Source organism: Pasteurella testudinis DSM 23072 (assembly GCF_900176075.1).
In the GTDB taxonomy this organism is placed as follows: domain Bacteria; phylum Pseudomonadota; class Gammaproteobacteria; order Enterobacterales; family Pasteurellaceae; genus Chelonobacter; species Chelonobacter testudinis.
The window spans coordinates 1-4,594 of sequence record NZ_FWWV01000041.1 but is presented as its reverse complement, the minus strand read 5'-3'; the positions used below and the strand labels follow the sequence as shown (position 1 = coordinate 4,594).

General features: G+C 38.4%; 8 protein-coding genes. 1 reads left to right on the top strand and 7 read right to left on the bottom strand.

Going from position 1 to position 4,594, the window contains the following annotated elements; genetic code table 11:
* The 7 genes from B8880_RS14450 to B8880_RS11095 all read right to left on the bottom strand — a co-directional run.
* A partial coding sequence (locus B8880_RS14450; RefSeq protein ID WP_159460748.1) for a DUF6531 domain-containing protein occupies positions 1-350 on the bottom strand: 350 nt, incomplete at its 3' end.
* 30 nt (positions 351-380) lie between these two features.
* A complete protein-coding gene (locus tag B8880_RS11120) occupies positions 381-818 on the bottom strand; it encodes a hypothetical protein (RefSeq protein ID WP_084257673.1) in 438 nt (145 codons plus the stop codon).
* A gap of 2 nt (positions 819-820) precedes the next feature.
* Positions 821-1,201, bottom strand: a complete 381-nt coding sequence (locus B8880_RS11115; RefSeq protein WP_084257672.1) for a hypothetical protein — start codon at positions 1,199-1,201, stop codon at positions 821-823.
* A gap of 131 nt (positions 1,202-1,332) precedes the next feature.
* A complete protein-coding gene (locus tag B8880_RS11110) occupies positions 1,333-2,046 on the bottom strand; it encodes a HEAT repeat domain-containing protein (RefSeq protein ID WP_084257671.1) in 714 nt (237 codons plus the stop codon).
* Position 2,047: 1 nt separating this feature from the next.
* Positions 2,048-3,148: a PAAR domain-containing protein gene (locus B8880_RS11105; protein ID WP_084257670.1), complete on the bottom strand. Its 1,101-nt coding sequence runs from the start codon at positions 3,146-3,148 to the stop codon at positions 2,048-2,050.
* A 5-nt stretch (positions 3,149-3,153) separates the two neighbouring features.
* On the bottom strand, positions 3,154-3,585 hold the full coding sequence (locus tag B8880_RS11100) for a DUF1795 domain-containing protein (protein ID WP_084257669.1): 432 nt from the start codon (positions 3,583-3,585) through the stop codon (positions 3,154-3,156).
* A 115-nt stretch (positions 3,586-3,700) separates the two neighbouring features.
* Positions 3,701-4,198, bottom strand: a complete 498-nt coding sequence (locus B8880_RS11095) for an Hcp family type VI secretion system effector (RefSeq protein WP_084257668.1) — start codon at positions 4,196-4,198, stop codon at positions 3,701-3,703.
* A 45-nt stretch (positions 4,199-4,243) separates the two neighbouring features.
* On the opposite strand from B8880_RS11095, the gene tssI reads away from it, so the two are divergent.
* Positions 4,244-4,594, top strand: a 351-nt coding sequence (gene tssI / locus B8880_RS11090; protein WP_260337798.1) for a type VI secretion system tip protein TssI/VgrG, incomplete at its 3' end; no start/stop codon positions are given.

The window sequence follows — 4,594 nt, the reverse complement described above, 5'->3', positions numbered from 1 at the left end:
GTTGCAATCCGCACATGCTGGCCATTCCCGCTCAGCTCGGCATAGTCGGAGAAGTTATCAACCCAATAGCGTCCACATAACCCGTCAGCCTGGTCGGAGGCTTTGTGGCGAGCCCAAGTGCGGGTAAAACGCAGCGGCAGGGTTTGGCCGAGGGTGAAATCAGTGCGCTGCTCGACCAGATAACCGGTGAGTACATCAATCGGGTCGCCTTTAATAATTTTTTCAGCAGATGGAACAAAACGATCCTTTCCTGAATTTGCGGAGAAGGAGACTGTTAGAGAATAAGTTTTGGCTAATGTGAAGTAAGCTCCAGTATTAGCAATAATATTCGCTATTTTATTTTGTTTCATTTTTAAGTGTTTTTATTAAAACCAGTATCTTTAAAAATATCCTGATCTTCCAATAGTGATACATTCAATAAATGTATTTTTATCATCTATTGCATTAGGAGCATAGATAGCTATACCTAAATTATAGCTAGTAAAGCCAACGTATTCCTCTTCTTCAATGTCAGGATCGAAATTTTTTAAATAATTTAAGCAATTTATATAAGAAAGATTAAGAAGATCTATGCCATTAAAAATGGCTTCACAAGGGTCATTTAAAACTATACATTGCAAAATATAGTCTTTGTTCATATATGCAAGAATAATCCCATTATCAAAGTAATCATTTGTCGATATTTCACCAGTGTTAATGTTTTTGTTTTCTTGTGATGTGTAATTTATATTATTAAGAATGTTTTTATTGATAAAATCTCTGCTGAAATCAAGTTTAATATTTCCCACACTTTGGAATGGAGTTATTTCATATTTCATATTTATTCCTTTATTTTGCCATTTTTTATATACCAATCACGTAATTCTCTTATAGAGTGATTATATTTATTCCCAAACTTTTCTTTAAGATCTTTTGCATCCATATCAAATGCTTCATTAAATTTTCCTTGTGAAACAAGTTCTTTTTGTCTTTGACGATAATCTTTTGAGCCAGGTAAATTATCATAAGAAGCAGTTTGTTTATGATCTGAAGTATCCATTACTAATGCTCCCCGATTCCCACCACGATTACCAGCAGCTTGGCTAGGCATATGGTGACGCTGTTCAATAGTTTCTCGTTTTTTACCGTCGGCAATTGAATTATTAAAATCTAAATCCTTACATGTTCCTGCTCGTACTTTTGTTTTCAGTAAATGAAACAAAGCGCTCTTTTCCTGAATTTGCAGAAAAAGAATACCGTTAGCGAACAGGGCTCGGTTAGAGTGAAATAGGCACCAGTATTAGCAATAATATTAGCGATTTTACTTTGTTTCATTATATTTTAGTGATGAGATTAAATTTTGTTCTGGTTATGAAAAAAACTATCTAAGGTCAATAGTGATTTTGTTTTTGATTTGCTTATATCTCCAGATATTTCACCAAGATCATTCTCTTTTAATCCTAGTTTTTTATCTAAAATATCTTGTATTGTAATAATTATCATGGCATTGACTAGTTGTGATGATTCATTTTTTAAATTTTCAAACAATAGGCTTAAAATATACTCTTTCAGTTCTAAATGATTAAACCATATCTGCCGCATTGCAGTAGCGGAATATCCCCTTATATAATCAACTTCTTGTGATTGTGGTGAAAGGATGTTATTTAAGATACTAACTTCTTTCTTTCCACCTAACCACCCTAAGACAATTATACATTTATAACGAATGGTTTCATCTGAGTAAGATAAAAAGTAAGGAATATAAGATATTAATTTGTGAAATTTCATAAGCCCCAGTATTTGAATTATATCGGCAATGCTTGCATTATTTGTATTTTTATCTAATGCTTTTTCTAGTAAAAAACTACCCGCTTTTTCACTTCTTTTAGCAAAGGCACGACATATTCTTTCATGTAGGATGGTATTTTTACGATCATTTATAAAATTATAATGAATTTTATAAATAGCTTCATTTTCATGAGATAGTAGTTTCTTAATATAGTTATGATGTACTTCAAAAGAATCGGTTTTTTTTATTTTATTAAATTCTTTAATGAGATTGTCCATTTTATTCTCCGGATTTATTGATTTTAGGTTTATTTGCTGGACCAAAAATATGATATTGCTCTCCACAGATTTTATGACGCATTCTATGCTTATCTTTCCTTTGAGTCAGCATATTATCTGCAATATCTAATTTTTTCTTTTTATCAATAGTATCTGCTGTATATAGAGGTTCTTCATGTGATACCTCATAACCTTTTGGAACTTTTTTACCATTGTTATCTTGTATATATTGTCTAGCTTTATTGTCTAAATCTGTTTTTGGATTTTTTGCATCTCTTAATAAGGCTTTTCTTCTTTCAGAAAGATTTCTATGATACTTTTCTTTTTGAGAGACAACGTTAACAGTATCCTGGATATCTAATATTCCTAATCGAATTTTACCTAGTCCTTTTCTGATTGAACGTACAGAAGGTGGAGAAAACATTTCTATACCAGCAATCAAGACTTTTTCTCGGGGTGAAAAATCTTCTGCAATATCCGCAACAGTAGCAGTACCCGAGCCAATGAAAACATTGGGTGAGGCGGTTATAATTTTTGCGCCACAGCTCGTCTGATCGCCTTTTCGTGCAGCAGGTTGATTATGCATTGATACGGTTTCACTGCCTGAGGCGATAATTTTTAGACTATGGTCATTACAACTTATGGCATTCTCTAAACTAGCAAATGCAGCTGGTTTTCCGTTAATGAAAATTGAGCCTGAGCCTTGAGTAATATAGCCGTCTTCACCGGATAGACAGCTGTCAATAAATCGGCTTGTTGCTTCAGTGGCTTGCTCAGCCCAGCTTGGTTCACTTATTTGTGATGTATTCGTATTAAGCGATTGGCTTATATCATATAACATCATGCTAATGCGCGCAGCCGCACCGAACGGGCCTAAAAAACCAACAAGGATATAGGGAGCAGAAGCAACAATACCACCGACAACTGCTCCGGCAATTGCTCCCAGCAGGCTTTTATGCTTAATTTTATCACCCACGCGCGCAGCGGGCTCAACTACTTCGCGGGCACCGACGAGGCGGACTTGAGAGCGCGGAAAGTTGTTGATGCGAGCGGTGATGCGTTGAACGGCATCAGCCGCCAGTTGTTCCCCGTGTGTTAACAAGCTGGTTATCCTCCTTGTTTTGTTGCTTTAAAGGAGTAAACGATATCCAACAGCGCTTCACGTTGTTTTTTAGAAAACGGGGATTGCGCCGTATAGGTAAATGTGAGCAGGAGATTGTGGCGAATTTGTAACAAGGTGCACTGATACATCATTCCCTCCGGCGATTTCCATTGGTATTCCAGCAGGTGAGCCGGTTTTTCATCGAGTTGTACCATGTCGGATGAAATCTCATGGTAATTTTTTAGATTGTGACGAAATTGATGGAAAACTTCCTGATAATATTCATCATCAGTCATACCATGTGGCACGGGCGCGCGGTTGATCACTAAATTGATTCCGGTATCGCCAGGCAGGACAAACACATTCATAGATTGATCTTGCCAAGTGTCCGGTAGCGTGATTGCGCCTTCTTGGAATTGGTAGGGCATAAAATTCATCTTGAATATCCTTGAATAATAAGGTGATTACTACTAACGGATTATTAAAATAAAGCAAGGCATAGCCGGGGAGACTATGCCATAGAAAATCGAATTATGCTTCGATAGGTGCACGCTAGTCATCAGAACCGGAAGTGCCGGCAACACCGTGTTCCCAGGTGATTTTGCGGTATGCCAAAGAGATTTCCAGTAGTTGGGTGAACTCTTTTTGCGCAGGATCTTGGCAATGCGGCATATTGAGATCAAGGCTTACAATCGTCGCATCTTCTAAGGTGGTGGTGAAGAAATGCTCTTGTTTACCTTCGATGGATGTGCGATACCATTTTAATTCAACTTTTGGCAACATTTCACCAGAAGCCAGTGCATTATAAAGTAGTGGAACAGCTTTGTTCAAAGCAACAGTCAGTTGAAGAGGCTTGTGAGCACGTTGGCCAGAAGGCTGCCCTGATTGTGGATCAGTAGGAACATTGACAATATGTTTTACTTCTTGGACGAGCATTTGGTCTTCATGACCTTGAACGAAAATATTTCCAACGGAATCCGCAGTGAATGCGCCGGCAGTGATATTACCTTGAGTTTTACCAGTGATGGATACGTAACATGGAGTAGGCATAGTATTCCTCTTTTTTGCAGAATGTTCTAATGTTTACCTAAAATTGTGGATGTAAATCATTTTTTATGGGATAGTGACGGACAGCGCGATGACCACAGCTCGTGTTGGATTAGGGTGACGCAACCGTGGGCAGGCAAGGGCTGGGGGATGTTGGCGATCCCGCGGGTAGGGCAAGAAGTGGTGGTGGATTTTCTGGACGGGGATCCGGATCAACCGATCGTAACGGGCAGAACTTACCATGCGACCAATATGCCGCCGGGTGCTTTGCCGGCGAACAAGACCCAGATGCACCTTGCTTCGCAAACGTATAAAGGGGGCGGTTACAATGGCATACTGATGGAGGATGCGACGGATAACCAGCGCTTGGATTTGCAGGCGCAGAAGGATATGAATACC